Below are 21,511 nucleotides of genomic sequence, written 5' to 3' on the forward strand. Positions count from 1 at the left end.
CCTATGTCCTATATTCCTGTTATTGGCCTCGCAGTGGCCATATTTGTCCTGATCTTTTTAGTATTACGAACGCGTGTTCATGCGTTATTAGCTATGCTAATTGCTGCGGCAATCGCTGGTGTATCTGGTGGTTTGACTGCCGCAGAGACAGTGACAGTCATTACAAAAGGCTTTGGGTCAACACTCGGTAGCATCGGTATCGTTATCGGACTCGGGGTAATGATGGGAAGGGTGCTGGAAGTTTCAGGTGCTGCTGAACAAATCGCTTATAGCTTTATCAAATGGTTAGGTAAAAAGCGTGAAGAATGGGCGTTAGCGATTACGGGTTATATTGTTAGTATTCCTATCTTCGTTGACTCTGCTTTTGTGATTTTATACCCATTGGCAAAAGCATTAGCCAAAAATGGTAAACGTAGCATACTAACTTTAGGCGTTGCACTCGCTGGTGGGCTAGTGGTGACACACCATACCGTTCCACCAACACCAGGGCCTTTAGGCGTGGCAGGGATTTTTGGTGTCGATGTTGGCGCCATGATCCTAGCGGGTATGAGCCTGGCTATCCCTTGTGTTATCGGTATTGTGTTTTACGCAAAATGGTTAGGGACTAAGTACCCTGAATTTATGCCAGATGAAACGGGCAGTGAAGACCTGAAAGAAGTTCACGCTCGTTATATGGAAGAAAAAGCGAATAAGCCATTACCAAGCCTGTTCTTATCGCTTTTACCGATTATCACACCTATTTTGTTAATTTTTATCAATGCTATCAATGGATTAATTCTCAAAACAGAATCTTTCCAAGGTATGGAAAGTAATTGGTATTTCCAAACATTTGAATTCTTAGGCGCACCAATTATTGCATTATCAATTAGTGTGTTGATCTCTGTTTACACATTAATGCCAAAAGCAACAAAAGAAGAAGTCATCGACCGTATGGAAGAAGGCTTACAAGCAGCGGGTATTATCCTGCTAGTTACGGGAGCGGGTGGTGCATTAGGTGCGGTACTGCGTGATAGTGGCACAGGAAATATTCTTGCTGAACATGTTGCAAATCTGCCGATTACACCAGTATTGATTCCGTTTATCATCGCGACATTGGTTCGTTTGATTCAAGGTTCGGGTACGGTAGCAATGATTACCGCAGCATCTATTTCTGCGCCAATCATTAGCCAAATACCGGATATTAACTTATTGGTCGCGGCGCAAGCGGCAACCATGGGGTCTCTGTTCTTCGGTTACTTCAACGACAGCCTGTATTGGGTGGTGAACAGAATGATGGGAATTAAGGACGTTAAACAACAAATGATTGTTTGGTCTATTCCGACCACCATTGCGTGGGCGATAGGCCTAGTTGGTGTCCTCGTTCTTGATGTAATTCTCTAACATAGCGTTATCAGTTTTAGTTCTGCCAAATAATCAAAGCGCCCAGCAATTAGGGGCGCTTTTGTCGTTATGCCAAACTTTCATCTATACTGATGGCAATGGAATTCAAAGAGAAATAAAATTCATGAATTTATGTGATTCAAGTCACTAAACAATGAAATCAATCCTTTATTGCTTTCATTAAAAGTGATATTCATCACTAAAAAAATATCGTTTTCTCGCTATATTACAAATAACGATTAATCAGTATTGACTGATTTAATGATGCCATTGTGTAAAGGAGTTTGAAATGTCTGACGTTTTCCACTTAGGTTTAAAGAAAAGTGACTTACAGGGTGCGACCGTAGCGATTGTTCCTGGGGATCCTAACCGTGTTGAAAAAATTGCACGTCTGATGGATAACCCTGTACACCTTGCGTCATTACGTGAATACACCTCTTGGCGTGGTGAGCTTGACGGAAAAGCTGTCATTGTTTGTTCAACCGGTATCGGTGGTCCATCAACGTCAATTGCAGTTGAAGAACTTGCACAGCTTGGTATCCGTACTTTCTTACGTATTGGTACAACAGGTGCAATCCAAGAAGATATCAATGTCGGTGATGTTCTGGTGACAACAGGGGCAGTGCGCCTAGACGGTGCTAGCCAACACTTCGCACCATTAGAATACCCAGCTGTTGCTGATTTTGACTGTACTAATGCGCTTTATGCCGCAGCGAAAGATGCAGGTGCGACCGTTCATGTTGGTGTTACTGCATCATCTGATACCTTCTACCCAGGTCAAGAGCGTTATGATACCTATACTGGCCGTGTGATGCGTCATTTCAGAGGTTCGATGAAAGAGTGGCAAGACATGGGCGTAATGAACTATGAAATGGAATCAGCCACATTGCTGACTATGTGTTCTAGTAGTAAAGGGTTACGTGCTGGTATGGTTGCGGGTGTTATCGTGAATCGTACCCAACAAGAAATTCCAAATGAAGCGTTACTGAAGAAAACGGAAGGTAACGTATTAAGTATTGTGGTTGAAGCTGCTCGCCGCTTACTGTAGTCCCTGATTTACTGGCCCGTTTACTTGACTTTCACTCGGTTGTGGACAAAAAGTAAGCGGGCTTAGTCCCTTTATCCACTTTTCATTTCTCTTTATTTCCTCGATAGATTTGGCAATTACTAATCAATTTACAGGAAATATTCTGATCCTCTTATTTGCTAGATCTGTTATTGTCATAAAAACAATTATCAATATTATGTGCCCTTAAATTATTCAGGTTACGTTTATTTTATGGCTAACTGGAATGAAAGCTATAGGGCGAAAAGGAATTATTATGTCAACAACACCTTATCTTCATCCTTCTGTTCTGCCTTTGAAGGGCGGTATTAACTTTCGTGATCTCGGTGGTAAAAAACTTGCTAACGGTGGCAAAATTAAGCCCGGTGTCCTGTTTCGTTCCGGTGCGTTAGACCGATTAACACAGGAAGACGAAGCGGTTTTGCGTTCACAAAATCTTTTCCAAATCATTGACTATCGTGATGAAGCTGAAATCTTAGATAAGCCTGATGTCATTTGGCAAGGAGCGCATTATGTGCATGCGCCAGCAAATCCGTTAGCCAAAGAAGTCACCGCAAATTTAGATAAATTAACGCCAGAGATATTGGAACAATTTGATCCGCAAGCCTTTATGTTTCGTTTATATGAATTGTTACCACTGAACAACCCCGCTTATCATCAATTGGTCAATTTACTCAAACAACCAGAAAAAGGTGGCATAGTACAACACTGTGCTGTAGGAAAAGACCGTACGGGCGTCGGGTCCGCATTGGTGTTATTTGCTTTAGGTGCAGATTTAGACACCGTAATGGAAGATTACTTACTGACTAATGAAACACTTGCACCTTACCGCAAACACTTACTTGAAGAGCATGCAAAAACGATGGACGAAAGCATCGTGAAAAAATTTGAGTATGTCTATTCGGTACGTGAAGACTTCTTGAGAACAGCACTAAACAGTATTGAAAGCCAGTATGGCAATGTTGACCAATGGCTAGAAAAAGATTTTGGTTTAGGAAGGCAGCAACGAGAAGTACTGCAAAGCCAGTTTCTGGACTAAGTTGCTCTAATTGGAATATGAGTTGTCGGATAATCCGTTTTTCTTTATCCACAACTCGGTTTTCCCAAAGGTGTTTTTGCTTTGTTTAACTTTGATTTACCACTTTTTCGTTACAGTATTCTGATTATCCCCTAATGAAAGGAACTGACCGTGACACTCAATGAAATTGTCACCATAGTGACGGACTTTACACGCGAACATGAAGTATGGGCGCTTCCTATTATTTTCTTTCTGGCTTTTGGGGAATCTCTGGCATTTTTGTCGCTTCTGTTACCTGCAACGGTTATTTTACTTGCGCTCGGTGCTTTGATTGGTGAAAGTAATATTACTTTCTGGCCAATATGGCTAGCAGCAGCACTCGGCGCTTTCTTTGGGGACTGGCTTTCTTATTGGTTTGGTTATCATTACAAAGAAAATGTACGCCATATGTGGCCGATTTCTCGTAACCCGCAAATGATTGATAAAGGGCAGCGTTTCTTTGACCGATGGGGTATTTGGGGCATTTTCTTTGGGCGCTTCTTCGGGCCTTTGCGAGCCATTGTTCCCTTGGTTGCAGGGATTTGCGCCATGCCACAACGGCATTTCCAACTCGCTAATATCGCTTCTGCGATGATTTGGGCATTTGGTATTCTAGCGCCTGGGGCATTAGGCTTGAAATGGTTTGCGAGCTGGATAGGCTAAGCTTGCGAAGCGCTTCGCAAAATTTTCTTCCATGGCTAAATTACCTCTGGACACTTATACAGTATCCCATTACCTTACACTAGACTTTGTAAAGTAAGGATTTAACCGTGGATACCTCTCTTTTATATGCTGTTATTGGTGCGTTGAGTGGCGTTTTAGTTGGTGGCTTGGCAACGTGGTTCTCTATTGCCCAAAAAATTACGCAAAAAGATCAGGAACTGCAACAACTCAACCGCCAACTTGCGGCAAGTGACGAAAAAAATATTCACCTTGCGCAATGGAAAGAAGAATACGAAAGGCTAGATCAAGAGCTGCGTACTCAAAGGGATATTAACCGAGAACAAGAAGCAGAGCTTCGCGAGGTAATCACTCGTTTTGAACAGAACCAGCTAGCCAACGAAGAAAAACAGCGTATTTTACAAAATAGTGAACAACGGCTGACAGCACAATTCGAAAACTTAGCTAACCGTATTTTTGAACAGAATGAGCGTCGTGCATCTGAGCAACAACAAAAAAGCCTATTGGCGATGTTGTCACCTTTTCGCGAGCAATTAGAAGGTTTTCGTCAGCAAGTTCAACAAAGTTTTGGTGAGGAAGCCAAAGAGCGCCACACTTTAGCCTATGAAATTCGGCAATTACAGCAGCTCAATAATCAAATGACCAAAGAGGCCGTTAACCTGACACGAGCGCTGAAAGGGGATAACAAAATTCAAGGGAACTGGGGGGAAACCATTCTTACTCGGATCCTCGAAGTCTCAGGTTTACGTGAGGGAAGTGAATTTGAAACCCAAGTTAGTATCAATACAAGTTATAATAGCCGTTATCAACCGGATGTGATTATTCACCTTCCAGAAGGGAAAGATGTGGTTGTTGATGCAAAAATGTCGCTGGTTTCCTATGAACATTACTTCAATAGCGAAGATCCACATGAACAGCAACAAGCGTTAAAAAATCATGTGGCATCTATCCGTAATCACATGCGTATGTTGAGTCGTAAAGATTACCACCAGTTACCGGGAATTCGTTCACTGGATTACGTTTTAATGTTTATCCCTATTGAACCTGCGTATTTACTGGCTTTGAAAGAAGCTCCCGAGTTACTTGATGAAGGAATTAAACAGAATATTATGTTAGTTTGTCCTTCAACATTGCTAGTCGCAGTGAGAACGATTAATAATATTTGGCGGTATGAACGCCAAGGGCAAAATGCTCAGGAGATAGCAAATAGAGCAGCAAAAATGTATGACAAGCTGCGTTTGTTTGTAGATGATATGCAGGTTTTAGGCACCAGTCTTGATAAAGCAAATAATACTTACCTATCGGCAATGAAGCGTCTTGCTCAAGGGCGTGGAAATTTAATTAGCCAGGCGGAAAGTTTTAAAGAGCTAGGGGTCGAAATTAAGCAACCTATCCCGCCTCAATTGGTTGAGCGGTCTGAGACGCCTAATTGTGCGGAATCTTAGACTTCTGATAGGGTTTTGGCTCAAAGACTGTTACACTTCCTACAAAAGTTTGAATGATAAGCAGGCATAAGAGAAATGACTGAACCAACTAAAGAAACCATTGATTTCGGTTTCCGTACTGTCGGCAAAGAAGATAAAGCTGGCCTAGTAGCGAATGTTTTTCACTCAGTAGCATCAAAATATGACTTAATGAATGATTTGATGTCATTTGGTATTCATCGTATTTGGAAGCGTTTTACCATTGAGGCGAGCGGAGTACGTCGTAATCAGCGAGTACTTGACCTTGCGGGTGGAACGGGTGACTTAACCGCTAAATTTTCACGTTTAGTGGGCGAAAAAGGCGAAGTCATACTCGCAGACATTAATGATTCAATGCTAAAAATGGGGCGTGAGAAATTACGTGATCTTGGTATTGTCGGTAATGTTAATTACGTGCAAGCCAATGCGGAAGAGCTGCCATTCCCTGATAACTATTTTGACTGCATTACTATCTCTTTTGGTCTGCGTAATGTCACCGATAAAGACAAAGCGCTACGCTCTATGTTCCGAGTGTTGAAGCCAGGTGGGCGTTTATTGGTATTAGAGTTCTCAAAACCAGTTATTGAGCCACTGAATAAAGCTTATGATGCCTATTCATTCCATATACTCCCTCGTATTGGTCAAGCGATCGTTAATGATCCCGATAGCTATCGCTATTTAGCTGAATCAATCCGCATGCATCCAAACCAAGAAACACTAAAAGGTATGATGGAAAATGCAGGGTTTGAACAGGTTTCCTACACCAATATGACAGGTGGAATTGTCGCATTGCATAAAGGGTTTAAATTCTAAGATGGAAGCACCATCAACACATACCGAAAACCAAAATACAGTTTTGTATTCTTTGATCACAGCATTGATGGAAACCTCTCTTAACCACATGTTGTTCAAAGAAAAAGTTCTACAGCCAGCTAGGATGCGTTTGGCAGGCAAAGTTATGGCAATTGAACTTAAAGAACTGAATAAAACGTTGACGCTCGTTTTTGCTGAAAATCATGTTGATGTGTTAAGCCAGTGGGTTGAGCCTGCGGACTGTACCATTAAAACATCCATCTTCACGCTCGTTAAATTGAAAGACAAACAGCAATTATCTCAACTTATCAATCGTGGTGATATCGTGATTGAAGGGGATATGCAAATTGTACAGCACTGGTCTTCTTTGCTTGACTTAGCTATTTGGAACCCAGCTCATTATCTGTCTCCTTACATTGGTGATGTTGCAGCAGAGGGCCTTAGTAAGTTCCTGAATAAAGGTGTTTGTCTTGCATCTCATTTAGTAAAACGGCAAAAAACGTATATCAAAGACGCCATTGTTGAAGAATGGAAAATGGCACCTAGCCAGCTTGAACTCGCTCATTTTAGTGATGAGGTTGAGCAAGTGGAATATTCAATGAGTGCGCTTGAGCAACGGTTAAGCCAGTTGGAGGAGAAGCATGACACCCGGTGAAATAAAACGACTTTACTTCATTATTCGGGTTTTTCTCTCTTACGGATTAGATGAGTTAATCCCCAAAATTAAACTAACGTTACCATTAAGAATTGGTCGCTTAGGTTTCTTTTGGATCAGAAATAAGCATAAAGACAAAGCATTAGGTGAAAGGCTTCGTCTCGCCCTACAAGAACTCGGGCCGGTTTGGATCAAATTTGGCCAAATGCTATCGACTCGTCGAGATCTTTTCCCACCCGCAATCGCAGATCAACTTTCGCTATTGCAAGACAAAGTGGCGAGTTTTGATGGCAAACTGGCACGAAGCTATATTGAAGAATCCCTCGAAGGCCCTTTAGAACAATGGTTTGATGATTTTGATGAACAAGCTTTAGCTTCTGCATCTATTGCTCAGGTTCATACCGCAACGTTAAAAGAAAATGGCAAAGATGTTGTCATCAAAGTTATTCGCCCTGATATTCTGCCAATTATTAAAGCTGACATTAAATTAATGTACCGCATTGCCAATTGGGTTCCGTTGTTGCCAGATGGGCGGCGGTTAAGACCAAAAGAAGTCGTGCGTGAATACGAAAAAACGTTGATTGATGAGCTTAATTTGCTCCGTGAATCAGCAAATGCCATTCAGCTTCGTCGTAATTTTGAAAACAGCGCCATGCTGTATGTGCCAGAGGTCTATCCAGATTATTGTCGTGAAAATGTGATGGTCATGGAGCGTATCTACGGGATCCCAGTTTCTGATATTGCTGCGCTTAAAGCGCAAGGAACCAATATGAAACTGCTGGCAGAGCGTGGTGTTAAAGTCTTCTTTACACAAGTTTTTCGCGACAGTTTTTTCCATGCAGATATGCATCCAGGAAATATCTTTGTTAGCTACGATCATCCAGAAGATCCTCAATACATAGGGATAGACTGTGGAATAGTCGGTTCATTGAACAAAGAAGACAAACGTTATTTGGCAGAAAACTTTATTGCGTTTTTTAATCGTGATTACCGCAAAGTAGCAGAACTACACGTTGACTCAGGCTGGGTTCCTTCAGACACGAATGTGGAAGACTTTGAGTTTGCTATCCGTACGGTATGTGAACCTATTTTTGAAAAACCATTGGCTGAAATTTCATTTGGGCAAGTGTTATTGAATTTATTTAATACAGCACGTCGTTTCAACATGGAAGTTCAGCCACAGTTGGTATTATTACAAAAAACATTATTGTATGTTGAAGGGTTAGGTCGGCAGCTTTACCCGCAGCTTGATCTCTGGAAAACAGCAAAACCATTCCTTGAGGATTGGGTTCATAGCCAAGTAGGGATACCTGCAATTACTCAAGCATTAAAAGAAAAGGCACCGTATTGGGCAGAAAAAATGCCTGAAATTCCTGATTTAATTTATGGTGCATTACGGCAACATAAGTACTTACAATCAAACATAGACCAACTAACGCAACAACTGAAAAGTCAGCGTAATAAACAACGTAAATCTCAGTACCTTTTAGGTATAGGTGCCACATTTATTCTCTGTGGGAGTATGTTCCTTATTTCGAATCTCACCCCGTTTGGTATTGTGTTTATGGTGGCAGGAGCACTGTCTTGGTTGTTTGGTTGGTGTAAAACTGGCGGAAATTAAGTAAACTTTGTTTTGCGACAAGTTTATAAGGCTGTGAACATTTCCGTATTTTGTGTTGGTTGTATATAATAGATCTAACAACAATTGATCCCAAAACTATAGAGGTATTAACAATGGAATCAACTATTGCAATGGCTGCTTTCGGTAGTCCTTGGCAACTCATTATCATTGCTTTGCTTATTATTTTAATTTTCGGCACCAAAAAATTGCGTTCTTTAGGCTCGGATTTGGGGGAGTCACTCAAAGGCTTTAAAAAAGCAATGAATGATGACGAAAAAGCAAAAGCAGAACAAGAAAAGCAAGATGCTGACTTCGCACCTAAAAATATTACTGAACAACAGGCTGCTGAAAAGAAAGAAAGCCCAGTTGAGAGCAAAAACAAAGAGCAGGGTTAAACCGTGTTTGACATAGGTTTTAGTGAACTGTTGCTTGTTGCAGTTATTGGTCTCGTTGTATTAGGCCCTGAGCGGTTACCAGTGGCAGTGAGAACTGTCGCTGGGTGGATCCGTGCGATGCGCTCTATGGCTGCAAATGTACAAAACGAGTTATCGCAAGAATTAAAGCTGCAGGAGCTACAAGAAACGCTGAAAAAGGTGGAAGAAAAAGCTAATTTAGAAGCGCTTTCTCCGGAACTTAAGCAGTCTATGGAAGAACTGCGTACAGCGGCACAATCGCTTAAAAGCGATTACCAAGCGACAACTAATGATATTGAAACAGAGTTAAACAAAGCAAAAGAGATCACTGACAGTTACGATAGTGCTGTAAAGGAAGCGAAAGATAATACTCAGCAACCTGAAGAGTCTGATCCAAACCCTGAACATGCAGCTAAAATGGCGGCAGTTGTTGAGGAGGAGCAGAAACCGGAAGATTCAGCCGCTGTGAAAACAGTAGAATCACTCGATGCTAATGTAAAAAACTCTAATCAAACTGAAAGTGAAAAATAACACATGGCTGTAAATGATACACAACCACTTATTAGCCACCTCATTGAACTTCGTAAACGGCTACTCAACTGTTTAATTACAGTTTTAATTGTTTTTGCTGCGCTTGCTTATTTTTCAAATGATATCTATCGGCTGGTTGCAGCTCCTTTGATTGATAAGCTGCCAGTAGGTTCGCAAATGAGTGCGACGGATGTGGCGTCTACATTCTTTACCCCAATTAAATTGACAATGATGGTTTCGGTTTTTGTATCGATCCCAGTTATTCTCTATCAAATATGGGCTTTCATTGCACCTGCCTTATACAAGCATGAACGTAAACTCATGTTGCCTTTGCTTGTTTCAAGTAGTTTCTTGTTTTATTTGGGAATGGCATTTGCCTACTTCGTTGTTTTTCCGCTCGCATTTGGTTTCTTTGTTAAAACAACCCCAGATAGCGTTAACTTTATCCCAGATATCAGTAAATACCTTAGTTTCGTCATGACATTATTCATGGCTTTTGGTGCTGCATTTGAAGTCCCTATTGCAATTATTTTACTGTGTTGGACAGGCGTCACTACACCTGAAGCCCTAAAACGTAAACGTCCTTATATTTTAGTCGGGGCATTTATCGTTGGGATGTTTTTAACGCCGCCTGATGTTCTCTCTCAAACTTTACTTGCTGTTCCTATGTATTTGCTCTTTGAGCTCGGTGTTTTACTATCCAATTTCTATGTTGGCAAAGGTAGAAATCGACAAGAAGGCGTAGAGGAAGAAGAAAAAGAAGAGTCCTAATTTGCGTTAACCTATCGTTATTCAATACAGAATGATGAAAAGCCCTCTAAGAAGGGCTTTTTTATTACTTCAATGCTTAATCTGTATTTTTTTTAAACTGTGTATTATCAACTATTTTGGGGACGCTTTTATTTAAAATATTCAGCAAAAGAATAGAACGGTACTCACCATTAGGTTCAGCAAAAATAGCTTGCACCCCCGCAAAAATACCTTCGGTAATAGTCACTTGGTCACCATGCTTTGGTATATCTGGCGCGACAGAATAACTAATAGGGGTTTGTTGTAGGAGTTCAATAATCTCTTCAGGGACTTCCGTCGGCAATTGGCCAAAACGAATAAAATGGCTGACCCCTCTCGTTGACTGGATTGTTGTCGTATGAATTTCATTATGATCAAATTTCACAAATAAGTAATTTGGAAACAGAGCTTCTTGCACAGTCGTTCTTTTTCCTCTAACCACTTTTTCCATTTCAGTCATGGGCGTCATACAAACAACATTCTGTCGATTTAAATGCTCCATAGCGCGTTCAATTTGGCCTCGTTTGCAATAAAGCAAATACCATTTTTCCATTTTTTTGAATTCCATCTGACAAAACTATGTTTATGATAACAAATTACGACATAACAATGTGACTAATGAATAACAGCACCATATCATTGATATTCATCAGTCTATATTAATCGAATATAGTCTTATGATAACTGTAATGCAAAAACCAAATCAGTAGGAGACATAATGGATATCTTTTTGTTGAGTAACGGCAAGCTACCAGGCAACCCTGTATGGCTAAGCTACGCTTTACCTCGAATCAAAGAAATGATTGCTCGTAAGAACATAAAGTCAGCGGTTTTGGTTCCTTATGCAGTTCTTCGTGGCTCACATGACGAAAGAGCAGAGCAGCTTTCCGAAGCGCTGGGAATAAAAGTTACATCAATTGAGCATTTTTCTAGTCCAGTGGACGCGATTGAGCAGGCAGAATGCATTCTTGTAAGTGGCGGCAATACTTGGTGGTTGAATAAATGCCTACATGAGAATGGGTTGATCGTTGCGATTCAACGCGCAGTTCGTGAACGTGGCGTGCCATATATCGGCTGGAGTGCAGGATGTAATGTAGCGACACCAAGTATTCGTACTACGAATGATATGCCTGTGAGTAACGCAGCAATTATGCCATCTTTAGGGCTATTCCCATTACAAATTAATCCTCATTATATTGATGCTCACATCTCTGGTCATATGGGAGAAACTCGTGATGAGCGATTACAAGAATTTTGTGTGATTAATCCTCATGAAGTTGTTGTTGCGCTCAGGGAAGGAAGTGGGTTACAAATTAAAGGTAATGAACTTCATTATTTCAGTGGAAAAGATGAAGGTTTTAAACTATTTCAGCATAATAAAACATTCTCAGAGCAATTTAATACATTACTATTAGAAAAATTAGTCCCTTTTGATTGCCAGTAAAATGGTATACTAAACCAGAAAAAGATTGATTTTTAAGTGCTTTAGACAGTAACTTGTAACCTTGGCCGGACGTCTTATAATGGGACTCCCTCTGTAACAGTAAAAGAAGATAATGAAATACCGTGACCTTAGAGATTTCATCTCGCAACTTGAAAAACAAGGCGAGCTAAAACGCATTACAATGGAAGTCGACCCCTATTTGGAAATGACAGAAATTGCAGATCGTACACTAAGAGCAGGGGGACCGGCCCTATTATTTGAAAATCCCAAAGGCTATAACATGCCTGTCTTGTGTAACCTGTTTGGAACAACTAAACGTGTTGCGATGGGGATGGGGCAAGAAGATATAAAAGCTTTACATGAAGTAGGCAAATTACTGGCGTTTCTGAAAGAGCCTGATCCACCAAAAGGTTTCCGTGACCTTTTTGATAAGCTTCCAAAATTTAAACAAGTGTTGAATATGCCAGCTAAACGGTTAAGCTCAGCGGCTTGTCAGGAACAAATTTGGGCAGGTGAAGACGTTGATCTCACAAAAATACCTGTTATGCATTGTTGGCCAGAAGATGCTGCCCCTCTAATTACATGGGGTCTGACGGTGACTAAAGGCCCACATAAAGAAAGGCAAAACTTAGGTATTTATCGTCAGCAAGTTCTTGGAAAAAATAAAGTTATTATGCGTTGGCTATCTCATCGCGGTGGCGCTTTGGATTTTCAAGAATGGTGCCAAGCACATCCCGGTGAAAAATTTCCTGTTGCAGTAGCCCTAGGTGCAGATCCTGCGACCATTTTAGGTGCGGTAACACCAGTTCCTGACACATTATCAGAGTACGCTTTTGCGGGGTTGTTGCGTGGTAATAAAACCGAGGTTGTTAAATGCATATCGAATGACCTAGAAGTTCCTGCTGGCGCTGAAATTATTTTAGAAGGGTATATTGAACCGGGTGAAATGGCCCCTGAAGGCCCTTATGGTGACCATACTGGTTATTATAATGAAATAGATATTTTCCCAGTATTTACTGTAACTCATGTGACTCAGCGTCGTGATGCAATTTATCATTCAACTTATACGGGAAGGCCACCAGATGAGCCCGCAGTATTAGGGGAAGCCTTAAACGAAGTCCTTGTTCCCATTCTTCAAAAACAATTCCCTGAAATTGTTGATTTTTATCTTCCTCCTGAAGGGTGCTCGTATCGTCTTGCCGTTGTGACAATGAAAAAACAATATGCAGGACATGCTAAAAGAGTCATGATGGGAGTCTGGTCATACCTGCGCCAATTCATGTACACTAAGTTTGTTATTGTTTGTGATGATGATATTAATGCACGAGACTGGAAAGATGTCATCTGGGCAATTACAACCCGTATGGATCCAGCTCGTGACACAGTAATGATGGAAAATACGCCCATAGATTATCTCGACTTCGCTTCTCCTGTATCAGGATTAGGCTCAAAAATGGGGCTTGATGCCACCAACAAATGGCCGGGTGAGACAGATCGTGAGTGGGGGCGTCCTATTGTAATGACAGAGAGCGTTAAATCTCGCATTGATGATATTTGGGAACAGTTAAATATTTTTGACACAAAATAAGAGGGAAACCATGGCAACTTTAAGCTGTAAAGTAACATCTGTTGAATCTATCACGGATACGGTTTATCGGGTGATTTTGTTGCCAGATGGTCCTTTTCATTTTAAAGCAGGTCAATATTTAATGGTCGTGATGGATGAGAGAGATAAGCGACCATTTTCAATGGCTTCTACACCGAATAATAAAGAAACTATTGAATTACATATTGGTGCTTCTGAGATTAATTTATACGCAATGGCTGTCATGGATAGAATTTTAGACCAGAAACGTATAAATATTGACATTCCTCACGGTAAAGCTTGGTTTCGGGAAAATAGCAGTAACGCAATGATCTTAATTGCAGGTGGAACCGGTTTTTCCTATACCCACTCTGTATTACTTGCAGCTTTAGCTGAAAACTCGGATCGTGATATCACTTTCTATTGGGGTGGTCGCCAATTGGAACACTTATATGACCTTGGTGAATTGCAGGCCCTCAGTGAAAATTACCCTAATTTGAAGATCATTCCAGTTGTAGAGCAACCAGACGAACTATGGCGTGGTAGAACAGGAACAGTCCTGAGCGCAGTATTAGAAGATTTTGGTGATTTGTCCAGTCATGATATCTATATCGCAGGCCGCTTTGAAATGGCTAAAATAGCGAGAGAGCGGTTTTGTAGTGAGCGAGGAGCTAAGGCAGAACAACTCTTTGGAGATGCTTACGAATTCATTTAACCCGTCCTACTTCAAATTGTAGGGGTGTTGGTTTCGCTCATTCGCCCTAGTCACATACTTTTGTATGCTCCTAGGGCCTCATTCACTTACCGCCTATCGATAATCTTTAAATTTTTCGTGGCTATTTGGCCAGAAAAAGGCAAAAAAAACCCGCCCCTGACTAGGCGGGAACATCGACAAAATACAATGTTTGCGAAAACTAAAACTAAATTGTTAAACACGCTCAATAATTGTAGCAATACCTTGGCCGAACCCGATGCACATGGTGGCTAAACCAAATTGTTTATCGTTTTGTTCTAATTGATTAAGCAATGCTGTTGAAATTCTTGCTCCTGAGCATCCCAAAGGGTGGCCTAGCGCAATGGCCCCACCACTGAGATTTACTTTATCATCTAGTTGATTTTCTGATAGCTTTAAGCCTTTTAAGCATGCAATAGATTGCGCTGCAAAAGCTTCATTTAATTCAATAATATCAATATCATTTAAAGTTAGTCCTGCGCGCTTTAAAGCGAGTTCACTTGCTGGCACCGGGCCAAATCCCATGATCGATGGATCGCAGCCAACAACTGCCATTGAGCGTATTTTAGCTCGAGGCTTAATGCCTTGCTGTGTGGCATAACTTTCGCTGGCTAGCAGCATCGCAGATGCACCATCAGATAGAGCAGATGAATTACCTGCGGTCACTGTACCACTAGCAGGATCGAAGGCGGGGCGAAGAGCAGCCAAACCTTGAAGGCTTGCATCAAAGCGAATCACTTCATCATAATTTACCGAAATGAGGTTACCAGTGGCATCATGGCCACTAATTGGAACGATCTCGTTATTGAACTTCCCTTTTTCCGTTGCTAGAGCTGCAAGTTGGTGAGACCTTAATGCAAATGCATCTTGCTCTTCTCGGCTAATTTTATACATTTTGGCAAGCATTTCAGCGGTTAATCCCATCGCTCCAGCGGCTTTAGCAACACGTAAAGTCAGTTTAGGGTTGAAATCTATACCATGAGTCATTGGGACGTGGCCCATATGCTCAACTCCACCAATGAGTACTGATTTTGCATCACCTGTCATAATTAACCGGCTCGCATCATGTATCGCTTGCATTGATGAACCACAAAGGCGATTTACTGTAACGGCAGGAACCGTATGAGGTATATCTGTGAGTAATGCTGCATTTTTAGCAACATTAAACCCTTGCTCTAGTGTTTGCTGAACACAACCCCAGATGATGTCATCCAATTCTTTTTTACTTGAGTTTGGATTACGTTCAAAAATCGCATTCATGAGGTGCGCAGAAAGGTCTTCAGCTCTAACATGGCGAAATACCCCACCTTTTGAACGGCCCATTGGTGTACGTATTCCATCAATAATGACGACATTTTCCATAGAATTAACCTCTCGCAACTTTTTTGACATCAATCGCCACTACTGGTGGCTGTGGGTAATATCTTGCATTGGTAGCCGCTTTTTCTTTTAAGCCGCTAGGCGCGTGATATAGAGGACTCAAGTGCTGCAAAGATTCCGTTGTTTTTAAGTAAGATTGACTACCTAAGGTATCTAAATAGCAGAATACTCCCCCTCTAAATGGTGGAAAGCCTAAACCGTAAACTAAAGCAATATCTGCATCCGAAGGGCTTTGGATAATGCCTTCCTCTAAGCAACGAACAACTTCGTTGATCATTGGAGCCATCATTCGAGCAATAATTTCTTCTTTGGTGAAAGAGCGTCTTGTTGAGCAAATAGTAGCAAGTAGTTCATCCGTCCGCGGATCATCAACTTTTTTCGGTTTCCCTTTTTTATCTTTTTCATATTGATAAAACCCGTGGCCATTTTTTTGGCCAAAACGTTGTTGTTCATACATCACATCAATGGCATTTTTGCCTTTTTTTCCCATTCGTTCAGGAAAACCTTGAGCCATAACTTGTTCTGCATGAAAAGCAGTATCAATACCAACCACATCAAGAAGATAAGCAGGCCCCATTGGCCAGCCAAACTCTTTTTCCATGACTTTATCTATTTCTCTAAAGTCAGCCCCATCTTGTAACAGTAAGTTAAAGCCAGCAAAGTAAGGAAAAAGTACTCGGTTAACAAAGAAGCCAGGGCAGTCATTGACAACAATAGGGGTTTTCCCCATTTTATTGGCGTAGGCAACAACCTTAGCAACAGTGTTATCAGAAGTTTGTTCTCCGCGAATAATTTCGACTAATGGCATTCGATGCACAGGGTTAAAAAAGTGCATTCCGCAGAAGTTTTCTGGGCGCTTTAGTGATTTAGCGAGGGTTGAAATTGGAATAGTTGATGTATTTGAAGCCAGTATAGTTTCACTTGTTACTAAGGACTCAACTTCAGCTAATACAGCAGCTTTGACTTTAGGGTTCTCAACAACGGCTTCAACGACGATTTGGCTATCTTCTATGCCATTGTAAGATAATGAAGGATGAATAGATGATAAGGTCGCCGCCATTTTTACAGCTGTAATTTTTCCACGCTCAAATTGGTTATTTAATAGCTTTTGTGCCTCTTCAATCCCTAATTCTAATGACTTAACATTAATATCTTTCATTAAAACAGGTACGCCTTTGCTGGCAGACTGATAAGCAATGCCTCCGCCCATAATTCCTGCACCTAATACGGTGGCATGTGTTGGAATCTCAATACGTTGTGCGATCTTTTTACTATTTGACTTAACTTGTTGGTCATTTAGAAAAATACTCACTAACGCACGTGCAACATCACTATGCGCTAGAGGAACAAATGCTGCTGTTTCATGCTTTAAGGCCTCATCGCGGGTACAATTTGCTGCCTTTTCTATTGTATTCACAGCCGCCATAGGGGCTGGATAGTGTTTGCCTGCAACCTTATACACCATTCCCTTAGCGACATTGAAACTCATCGTTTGCTCAATAGGTTTCAATTGCAGAGGGCTAAGTTTAGGTTGGCGTTTTTGCTGCCAATTGAAGGCTCCGGTGATTGCAGATTCAATGAGTTGTAGCGCTGATTGTGCGAGAGCTTCTGTATTAACAACGGCATCAATAAGGCCAAGTTTTAAAGCTTGAGAGGCATCGATATCTTTACCCGCAGTAATAATTTCTAATGCGTTATCCAAACCAATTAATCGAGGTAGCCGAACAGACCCACCAAAGCCAGGCATGATCCCAAGTTTCGTTTCAGGAAGCCCAATTCGGGCATCAGGGGAGGCGATACGAAAATCAGTGGATAAAACACATTCACAACCACCACCTAGTGCATAGCCATTAATGGCGCAAATCGTTGGAACAGGCAGGTCTTCAATACGATTAAATATACTGTTAGCGTAGTGTAACCAATCACTTAGTGTTTCTTTTGATGCTTCAAAGAGTGACAGAAACTCTTTGATATCAGCGCCAACAATAAAAGCGGGTTTATCAGAACGGAAAATTACACCTTGCAGCTCGGTTTGTTGCTCAAGAACAGACACGGCTTCATCAAGTGAAGCAACGGTGTGGGTGTCCAATTTATTAATTGGCCCTGGTGAGTTAAAAACCAGTTCTGCAATCCCTTGTTTCAACCATTGAATATAGATAGTGTCACTTTGATAAAGCATTCTGCTCTCCTCTACGTGGTAGTGTTATCTGGTACGACCAGATGAAAAGAGTGTGACTAGAATGTTAATTAATTGCAAATGATTAATGACAAAAATGGAAGGTTGGTCACAGCAATTAAGTGAAATAATTAATGATTTAAATGATAAATGTATTATATATCAATTAATTAATTAGGGTTTGCAACAGAGTGCATATCCGTTAATAACAGAACGTGGTAAGCTTAATTTTTCTAATTAATGCTGAAAGGTTGAAGGAAATGGAAAAACTGACTGCACTCTACGCTGAACACATTAAAACGTTACAAAACAGAACTCAGCAAGTTTTACAGCGCAGCAAATTAGATGCCATATTGATTCATTCAGGTGAACCCCTACGCATCTTTCTTGATGATAGCGACTATCCGTTTAAAGTTAACCCTCATTTCAAAGCGTGGGTACCTGTTACCGATGTTCCACATTCATGGTTATTAGTTGATGGCATAAATAAGCCTAAGCTATGGTTTTATTCCCCCGTTGACTATTGGCATAGTGTTGAGCCACTACCGAACAGTTTTTGGACCAAAGATATTGAGCTAATCCACTTAAAAAATGCGGATGACATCAAAACGCTTCTCGCAAGCTTATCAAAAGAAAATGTTGCCTATATAGGCTCAGCAACGGCACGAGCAGAATCTTTAGGGATTTCTTTGCATAATATCAATCCCAAATCGGTTTTAGATTACTATCATTATCATCGTTCTTATAAGACAGATTATGAGCTTTACTGTATGCGAGAAGCTCAAAAAATGGCTGTAAATGGGCACCTCGCTGCTCTCGAAGCATTCCGTGCAGGTATGAGCGAATTTGATATTAATGTCAGTTACTTACAATCTACCGGTCATCGAGATACCAATGTGCCTTATGGTAATATTGTTGCGCTGAATGAAAATGCGGCGGTATTACATTACACGAAACTACAGCAAACTGTGCCGAACGAATTACGCAGTTTTCTTATTGATGCAGGCGCTGAATATAATGGCTATGCTGCTGATATTACGAGAACTTATGCGGCGAAAGGTAAAGACGAATTTGCTGAATTGGTTGCAGATGTCAACACAGAGCAGCTTGCTTTAATTGATACGATTAAGGCAGGTGTCCGCTATACTGATTATCACGTGGATATGCATCATAGGATTGCTAAGATACTGATTAAACATGATATTGTTAAAGATATTAGCGAAGAGTCGATGGTGGAAAGTGGCTTAACAACGCCATTTTTACCTCATGGTTTAGGCCATCCACTTGGGTTACAAGTTCATGATGCTGCAGGTTTTATGCAAGATGATAGTGGTACTCATCTCGCAGCTCCTAAAATGTATCCATTCTTGCGTTGTACTCGTGTTTTAGAACCTAAAATGGTGTTAACTATTGAGCCTGGGCTCTACTTTATTGAATCTCTGTTATCTGAATGGAGAAATGGGGAGTTCAGCCAACACTTTAATTGGGATAAAATCGAGTTCTTCAAACCTTACGGTGGAATCCGCATTGAAGATAATATCGTGATCCATGCAAATCGTATTGAGAATATGACTCGAGACTTACATTTACGTTAATGAAACCTTATTTAATACCGGCTGAAACCATTTCTTTTACAGAAGAAATCAAAAAAAGCCAATTTATTACGTATTTAGCTCATACAGATGGTATTGAAGCGGCAAAAGATTACATTCAATCGATTAAAGCTCAATCCCCAGATGCCCGGCACCATTGCTGGGCATTTGTTGCTGGTCGGCCTGATGATTCACAAAAATTGGGGTTCTCTGATGACGGAGAGCCGACAGGAACAGCAGGAAAACCCATCATGGCGCAACTATTAGGTAGCAATCTAGGGGAGGTTACCTGTGTTGTTGTACGTTATTTTGGTGGGATAAAACTAGGCACTGGTGGGCTAGTTAAAGCTTATGGAAATGGTGCCCAGCAAGCATTAAAAATATTACCAACAAAGACAAAAGTACCACAAAAAATCTTTAATTTAGTGTGCGACTATTCATTGATTAATGCGATTGAACAACTGCTTGTCCAAGTGAATGGCACAGTTTTACACAGTGATTATAATGAAACTGTCTCTTTACAAATTGCAATTCCTGCCACTCTTGAGCAGGAAGTCAATGATAAATTACGCGATATAAGCCGTGGAGCCTTAACGCTCACGTCAGAATCACAATAGTAAACAGTTTTATCAAGGAACCTGCCGAATGCATTTTCGTGCAATAACCCGTATAGTCGGGCTGCTTGTCATCATCTTTTCTTTTACCATGGTTATTCCTGGTATTGTCGCGCTAATTTATCGTGATGGTGCAGGGCGAGCTTTTAGCCAGACTTTTATTACTGCTTTGCTAATTGGCCTTTTTTTGTGGCTACCAACCCGTAATAGCCGGCACGAACTGAAAGCAAAAGAAGGCTTTCTTATCGTTGTTTTATTTTGGACGGTACTGGGAAGCGTAGGGGCATTACCTTTTATTTTTTCTGAAAGACCTAATCTTTCGGTAACTGATGCTTTTTTTGAATCGTTCTCAGGATTGACGACGACAGGTGCGACAACGTTAACAGGGCTTGATTCCCTACCCAAAGCTATTTTATTTTATCGGCAGATGCTTCAATGGCTTGGGGGGATGGGGATTATTGTACTTGCCGTTGCAATTTTACCACTTTTGGGTGTCGGGGGAATGCAGCTATATCGTGCAGAAATGCCGGGTCCTTTGAAAGACAATAAAATGCGGCCTCGTATTGCAGAAACAGCAAAAACATTATGGCTTATCTATGTACTGCTAACTATTGCCTGTGCGGTTGCTCTATGGATAGCCGGTATGGATGTTTTTGATGCTATTTCTCACAGCTTTTCGACTATCGCTATTGGTGGGTTTTCAACTCATGATGCTAGTATTGGTTATTTCAATAGTCCTGCGATTAACACTATCATTGGTATTTTCCTGATTATCTCTGGTTGTAACTTCGGTTTGCACTTTGCAGTATTAACTGGACGTAGTTTAGGGATTTATTGGCGCGATCCTGAATTTAGAATGTTTATTAGCTTCCAGTTTGTCTTGGTGGTTATTTGTACCTTAGTACTTATGTTCCATTCTGTTTATAGTAGCTTTGGTCAAACACTTGATCAGGCATTCTTCCAAGTCGTGTCCATGGCGACAACGGCTGGATTTACGACAGATAGCTTTTCTGGTTGGCCTCTTTTTTTACCTATGCTGCTATTGTGCGCCGCATTCGTTGGTGGATGTGCAGGCTCGACAGGTGGTGGGTTAAAAGTTATTCGTATATTGTTACTTTTCTTACAAGGCTCGCGTGAGTTAAAGCGCCTAGTTCACCCAAATGCAGTCTACACAATCAAATTAGGACAACGCGCATTACCTGAAAGGATCATCGAAGCTGTTTGGGGCTTCTTTTCTGCATATGCACTGGTCTTTGTCGTCAGCTTATTATTACTGATTGCTACAGGAGTTGATGAATTCTCTGCTTTTTCAGCAATTGCAACGACACTGAATAACTTAGGGCCAGGGTTAGGGACTGTGGCTGATAATTTCACAACGATGAACCCTACAGGCAAATGGATATTAGTTGTCACGATGTTATTTGGGCGTTTGGAAGTTTTCACTTTATTAGTGCTACTGACTCCCACTTTTTGGCGTGAATAGTTGGGTACAATTAATAAATAATATTACCTATATAG

Annotated in this window: 20 protein-coding genes; 17 read left to right on the plus strand and 3 right to left on the minus strand. The window is 41.0% G+C overall.

What is annotated here, in order from left to right; translation table 11 throughout:
- Window positions 1-3: 3 nt before the first annotated feature.
- From FVA69_RS02535 to tatC, 11 genes are all read left to right on the plus strand, one after another.
- Window positions 4-1,380, plus strand: a complete 1,377-nt coding sequence (locus FVA69_RS02535) for a GntP family permease (RefSeq protein WP_004914902.1) — start codon at window positions 4-6, stop codon at window positions 1,378-1,380.
- A 289-nt stretch (window positions 1,381-1,669) separates the two neighbouring features.
- On the plus strand, window positions 1,670-2,428 hold the full coding sequence (gene udp, locus FVA69_RS02540; RefSeq protein WP_004914901.1) for a uridine phosphorylase: 759 nt from the start codon (window positions 1,670-1,672) through the stop codon (window positions 2,426-2,428).
- Window positions 2,429-2,702: 274 nt separating this feature from the next.
- A complete protein-coding gene (locus FVA69_RS02545; protein WP_109912574.1) occupies window positions 2,703-3,485 on the plus strand; it encodes a tyrosine-protein phosphatase in 783 nt (260 codons plus the stop codon).
- 150 nt (window positions 3,486-3,635) lie between these two features.
- Complete coding sequence (locus FVA69_RS02550; RefSeq protein ID WP_004914898.1) at window positions 3,636-4,166, plus strand: DedA family protein; 531 nt, start codon at window positions 3,636-3,638, stop codon at window positions 4,164-4,166.
- Window positions 4,167-4,273: 107 nt separating this feature from the next.
- Window positions 4,274-5,629: a DNA recombination protein RmuC gene (gene rmuC / locus FVA69_RS02555; RefSeq protein ID WP_109912573.1), complete on the plus strand. Its 1,356-nt coding sequence runs from the start codon at window positions 4,274-4,276 to the stop codon at window positions 5,627-5,629.
- Window positions 5,630-5,704: 75 nt separating this feature from the next.
- The gene (gene ubiE / locus FVA69_RS02560; RefSeq protein ID WP_047756010.1) at window positions 5,705-6,460 is read left to right on the plus strand and encodes a bifunctional demethylmenaquinone methyltransferase/2-methoxy-6-polyprenyl-1,4-benzoquinol methylase UbiE; all 756 of its coding nucleotides are present in this window, start codon (window positions 5,705-5,707) and stop codon (window positions 6,458-6,460) included.
- 1 nt (window position 6,461) lies between these two features.
- Window positions 6,462-7,115, plus strand: a complete 654-nt coding sequence (locus FVA69_RS02565; RefSeq protein ID WP_004914888.1) for a ubiquinone biosynthesis accessory factor UbiJ — start codon at window positions 6,462-6,464, stop codon at window positions 7,113-7,115.
- Window positions 7,102-8,736 carry a ubiquinone biosynthesis regulatory protein kinase UbiB gene (gene ubiB / locus FVA69_RS02570; protein ID WP_004914885.1) on the plus strand — a complete coding sequence of 545 codons (1,635 nt, stop codon included), beginning with the start codon at window positions 7,102-7,104 and terminating at the stop codon, window positions 8,734-8,736. Before FVA69_RS02565 ends, ubiB begins: the two co-directional genes overlap by 14 nt.
- Before the next feature lie 113 nt (window positions 8,737-8,849).
- Window positions 8,850-9,131 carry a twin-arginine translocase TatA/TatE family subunit gene (gene tatA, locus FVA69_RS02575; protein ID WP_004260812.1) on the plus strand — a complete coding sequence of 94 codons (282 nt, stop codon included), beginning with the start codon at window positions 8,850-8,852 and terminating at the stop codon, window positions 9,129-9,131.
- Between the two features lie 3 nt (window positions 9,132-9,134).
- Window positions 9,135-9,680 carry a Sec-independent protein translocase protein TatB gene (gene tatB, locus FVA69_RS02580; RefSeq protein ID WP_004914882.1) on the plus strand — a complete coding sequence of 182 codons (546 nt, stop codon included), beginning with the start codon at window positions 9,135-9,137 and terminating at the stop codon, window positions 9,678-9,680.
- Window positions 9,681-9,683: 3 nt separating this feature from the next.
- Complete coding sequence (tatC, locus tag FVA69_RS02585) at window positions 9,684-10,451, plus strand: Sec-independent protein translocase subunit TatC (RefSeq protein ID WP_109912571.1); 768 nt, start codon at window positions 9,684-9,686, stop codon at window positions 10,449-10,451.
- 76 nt (window positions 10,452-10,527) lie between these two features.
- On the opposite strand, the gene rfaH is transcribed toward tatC, so the two are convergent.
- Window positions 10,528-11,022 (minus strand): transcription/translation regulatory transformer protein RfaH, encoded by a 495-nt coding sequence (gene rfaH / locus FVA69_RS02590; RefSeq protein ID WP_164528357.1) that lies wholly within the window; start codon window positions 11,020-11,022, stop codon window positions 10,528-10,530.
- Window positions 11,023-11,187: 165 nt separating this feature from the next.
- On the opposite strand from rfaH, the gene pepE reads away from it, so the two are divergent.
- The 3 genes from pepE (at window position 11,188) to fre (ending at window position 14,213) form a co-directional block, all read left to right on the plus strand.
- Window positions 11,188-11,913 carry a dipeptidase PepE gene (gene pepE, locus FVA69_RS02595; protein WP_109912570.1) on the plus strand — a complete coding sequence of 242 codons (726 nt, stop codon included), beginning with the start codon at window positions 11,188-11,190 and terminating at the stop codon, window positions 11,911-11,913.
- A 112-nt stretch (window positions 11,914-12,025) separates the two neighbouring features.
- Window positions 12,026-13,501, plus strand: a complete 1,476-nt coding sequence (gene ubiD, locus FVA69_RS02600) for a 4-hydroxy-3-polyprenylbenzoate decarboxylase (RefSeq protein ID WP_164528358.1) — start codon at window positions 12,026-12,028, stop codon at window positions 13,499-13,501.
- A gap of 10 nt (window positions 13,502-13,511) precedes the next feature.
- Window positions 13,512-14,213 carry an NAD(P)H-flavin reductase gene (fre, locus tag FVA69_RS02605; RefSeq protein WP_164528359.1) on the plus strand — a complete coding sequence of 234 codons (702 nt, stop codon included), beginning with the start codon at window positions 13,512-13,514 and terminating at the stop codon, window positions 14,211-14,213.
- 213 nt (window positions 14,214-14,426) lie between these two features.
- Here the strand turns inward: fre and fadA are convergent, their stop codons facing one another.
- Both fadA and fadB read right to left on the minus strand, forming a co-directional pair.
- On the minus strand, window positions 14,427-15,593 hold the full coding sequence (gene fadA, locus FVA69_RS02610) for an acetyl-CoA C-acyltransferase FadA (protein WP_004914870.1): 1,167 nt from the start codon (window positions 15,591-15,593) through the stop codon (window positions 14,427-14,429).
- A gap of 4 nt (window positions 15,594-15,597) precedes the next feature.
- Window positions 15,598-17,790: a fatty acid oxidation complex subunit alpha FadB gene (gene fadB / locus FVA69_RS02615; protein ID WP_164528360.1), complete on the minus strand. Its 2,193-nt coding sequence runs from the start codon at window positions 17,788-17,790 to the stop codon at window positions 15,598-15,600.
- Between the two features lie 257 nt (window positions 17,791-18,047).
- Between fadB and pepQ the strand changes: the two genes are divergently transcribed.
- Genes pepQ through trkH form a run of 3 tightly spaced genes read left to right on the plus strand, consistent with a single transcriptional unit; the run spans window position 18,048 to window position 21,476 of the window.
- Window positions 18,048-19,382: a Xaa-Pro dipeptidase gene (gene pepQ, locus FVA69_RS02620; protein ID WP_109912568.1), complete on the plus strand. Its 1,335-nt coding sequence runs from the start codon at window positions 18,048-18,050 to the stop codon at window positions 19,380-19,382.
- Window positions 19,382-19,996, plus strand: a complete 615-nt coding sequence (locus FVA69_RS02625; RefSeq protein WP_164528361.1) for an IMPACT family protein — start codon at window positions 19,382-19,384, stop codon at window positions 19,994-19,996. The genes pepQ and FVA69_RS02625 overlap by 1 nt, the downstream gene beginning before the upstream one ends.
- Before the next feature lie 28 nt (window positions 19,997-20,024).
- Window positions 20,025-21,476: a Trk system potassium transporter TrkH gene (gene trkH, locus FVA69_RS02630; protein ID WP_109912566.1), complete on the plus strand. Its 1,452-nt coding sequence runs from the start codon at window positions 20,025-20,027 to the stop codon at window positions 21,474-21,476.
- Window positions 21,477-21,511: the final 35 nt, after the last annotated feature.

The organism is Providencia sp. PROV004 (genome assembly GCF_011045615.1).
Taxonomy (GTDB): Bacteria; Pseudomonadota; Gammaproteobacteria; order Enterobacterales; family Enterobacteriaceae; genus Providencia; species Providencia rettgeri.